Here is a 3183-nt window from a genome sequence, read left to right on the forward strand (position 1 = left end):
ACTCTGCCTTCCAGAATTTGAAATATTTAGCTTCGATTCGAAACGTAATGTCGGAGGCAGACATCAAGGATGTATTAAGAACGGTTGATCTGGACCCGAACAGTAAACAGGCCGTAAAAAAGTTTTCCTTAGGAATGAAACAACGGCTGGCGATTGCGCAAGCCATCATGGAATATCCCAAGCTATTAATTTTAGATGAACCGTTTAATGGACTGGATAAAAATGGAGTGGATAAGATGAGAGCCTTGTTGTTGGAGTTAAAACAGAAAGGAACCACGATTTTAGTAACGAGCCACCATCGAGAAGATATTGATATCTTATGTGATTCTGTTTATGAGATCAATCATAAGCAATTGCAGTCGATTTGATTACAAGGGGTGAAATCATCTTAAGCAGCAGAGAGAGCATATGAGCTTGGCATGCCGGTCTGTCCAGATTTTGGTGCACACTCTCTGTCAAAGAATCCTTCTGAGGGGGATTTTCGCATTTTCTAGCGTATATGAACATCGACACGACTTATTCGCAAAAATCTTATTCGGCGGGTGATCCCTTATGTTCAAACAGGAACTGAAACAATCCATTTTTAACAAGAGAATGTTGATCACGATTATCGTATATCTCTTCTTTTTGTTCTTATCCGCTTATAATATGATACTAAGTTCTGCTGCCTTTTTCGATACTTCGGCTGATGATCTTACCCCGGAGGGAATCGACTATTTATTCGAGATAGGGCGTAACAAGTATCACATTTGGGCTCGAAGTTATAGTCAGGCGCAACCGATAGCTATCTTAGCGATTGTATTTCCATACACCGCCAGCTATATTGTCGAACGGAATCAGAAGTTTCACTATTTTTCCATCATCCGATCCGGAGAAAAGCGCTACCGCTTGAGGAAATTCATCGCCAACGGCATGGCCGGGGGACTGGCTCTATTTATTCCCGAATGCATCTATTACCTCATTTTATCGCTGACAGCTAGGAATACCGTATTACATCCATTTACCTATAAACCGCAAGGGTTGTTCAGTGAACTGTTCCCACACACGCCTGATATCTATATATGGATTGTGTTTGGGATGCACTTTATTCTGGGGTTTTGTTTTGCCGCCTTTGCTCTCGGCATCACCTCTTTTTTGTCCAAACCCATCTTAGTCTACCTGATCCCGTTTGCTCTTTTAGTTACCTATGATGTGTGTATGGAGCATTTATTTGACGTAAGAAAATACGGAGTTTCGAATATGTACAATTTTATGACCAGTGCCACATATAGTTTACTGGAATTCTTTCTCGTGATGGCCGGGCTACTTTTGCTTGGCGGACTAGCCTTCTATGTCAATTATCGACGGGTGCTAAAATATGGATAACATTATGAACGTATACTATTTAGTGGATGGAACGTTCTTTCTTTTATTTTTGGTAACAGTTATATTTATGCTTTATTTTTATTGCCCTTATCCATCCGATCCTTTGAGCCTTAGAACTTGATTAGACCGATATTATTATGAATTCTGACATTACATAGCAGTAGATAAAAAAATATCCATTTCAGGATTGAATATTTTGGTATATTATGATAGAATATAGAAGTAAATATTTACGACAGATTTATGTAGCTTTGGGAAGCGCGCAACTCCATTAATGTAATGGAGTTCCTGAAGCTAACGATGTAGACCTTCCAGCTAGAGATAACAGCGAGACATCTCTATTCTATTTTATTGGAGGTAGTTTTTATGAAGAAGAAGCTGTTTGTCGTAGCGGTTTGCGCCTTGGCCATGCTCGGTACCACGTCTGCACTTGCTTACAACTACAAGTTTGACTTCGATATGAATACAGGCATTAACCATAGTGCCGCGTATTCCGAAGTTGCCTACAAGTATACGAAGGATGAAGAACCTGTCGTACGGGTCGATTCTGTTGAATCGAAAGTACTAATGAACTTTGTGGTCGTCAATTCAGACGATGTTCAAAGAACGGATACGTACACAACAAAATCAGCAGGCTCGCATGTATTTACTAGTAATGGAATGGCGCAAAATAAACAATATCGCTTAAGGGCCGATACTGATGACGGCGGTTTTTTAAGCAGATATAATGTCACCGGTGCTTGGAATCCCGATTCCTACTAACAGCGATGAAATCACTAGATTTGACAGCCCCTTGTCCCTCTGCAAGGGAGAAGGGGCTATCTTTATAGAACCTGATTCGCAAAAAAACAAATTCGTCGGGTGATCCCTTATGTTCAAACAGGAACTGAAACAAGCCATTTTTAACAAGAGAATGTTGATCGCGATTATCGTATATCTCTTCTTTTTGTACTTATCCGCTTATAATATGATACTAAGTTCTGCTGCCTTTATTGATACTTCTGCCGATGATCTTACCCCGGAAGGAATCGCCAGAATATTCGAGTTCGGGCGTAACAAGTATCACATTTGGGCTGAAAGCTATGCTCAGGCGCAACCGATAGCTATCTTAGCGATTGTGTTTCCATACACCGCCAGCTATGTTGTCGAACGGAATCAGAAGTTTCACTATTTTTCCATTATCCGCTCTGGAGAGAAGCGCTATCGCTGGCGGAAACTTATCGCTAACGGTATGGCCGGGGGACTGGCTCTATTTATTCCCGAATGCATCTATTACCTTATTTTATCGCTGACAGCTAGGAATACCGTATTACATCCATTTACCTATAAACCGGAAGGGTTGTTCAGTGAACTGTTCCCACACACGCCCGACATCTATATATGGATTGTGTTTGCGATGCATTTTATTCTGGGATTTTGTTTTGCCGCCTTTGCTCTCGGCATCACCTCTTTTTTGTCCAAACCCATCTTGGTCTACCTGATTCCGTTTGCTCTTTTAGTCACCTATGATATGTGTATGGAGAATATATTTCATGTAGGACGATACGGAGTTACGAATATGTACAATTTTATGACCAGTGACACTTATAGTTTACTGGAATTCTTTCTCGTGATGGCCGGGCTATTTGGGATGGGCGGACTCGCCTTCTATGTCAATTATCGGCGGGTGCTAAAACATGGGTAACATGATCTATGGGGATTTCTGTAAAATGATGCTGCTCCGCATCGGGACAGATAAGAAACTATGGGCTGTCGTAAGTCTGATCACGGTCGTGACGATGTTGTTGCAAGCAACCGTGCCAGATCCCGAACTGGAAA

General features: G+C 41.4%; 4 protein-coding genes. All 4 read left to right on the forward strand.

Going from position 1 to position 3183, the window contains the following annotated elements:
- A partial coding sequence (locus tag PPOP_RS15220; RefSeq protein WP_006287436.1) for an ATP-binding cassette domain-containing protein occupies positions 1–368 on the forward strand: 368 nt, incomplete at its 5' end.
- A 184-nt stretch (positions 369–552) separates the two neighbouring features.
- The gene (locus PPOP_RS15225; RefSeq protein ID WP_006287437.1) at positions 553–1365 is read left to right on the forward strand and encodes a hypothetical protein; all 813 of its coding nucleotides are present in this window, start codon (positions 553–555) and stop codon (positions 1363–1365) included.
- Positions 1366–1731: 366 nt separating this feature from the next.
- Complete coding sequence (locus PPOP_RS15230) at positions 1732–2127, forward strand: hypothetical protein (protein WP_006287438.1); 396 nt, start codon at positions 1732–1734, stop codon at positions 2125–2127.
- Between the two features lie 109 nt (positions 2128–2236).
- Positions 2237–3049, forward strand: coding sequence for a hypothetical protein (locus PPOP_RS15235; RefSeq protein ID WP_006287439.1), 813 nt, complete (start codon positions 2237–2239; stop codon positions 3047–3049).
- Positions 3050–3183: the final 134 nt, after the last annotated feature.

Source organism: Paenibacillus popilliae ATCC 14706, assembly GCF_000315235.1.
Lineage (GTDB): Bacteria > Bacillota > Bacilli > Paenibacillales > Paenibacillaceae > Paenibacillus_B > Paenibacillus_B popilliae.

Bases quoted from the DNA above. Each gene is read 5' to 3' on its own strand.
- PPOP_RS15225 (WP_006287437.1), top strand. From the start codon at position 553: ATGTTCAAACAGGAACTGAAACAATCCATTTTTAACAAGAGAATGTTG.
- PPOP_RS15230 (WP_006287438.1), top strand. From the start codon at position 1,732: ATGAAGAAGAAGCTGTTTGTCGTAGCGGTTTGCGCCTTGGCCATGCTC.
- PPOP_RS15235 (WP_006287439.1), top strand. From the start codon at position 2,237: ATGTTCAAACAGGAACTGAAACAAGCCATTTTTAACAAGAGAATGTTG.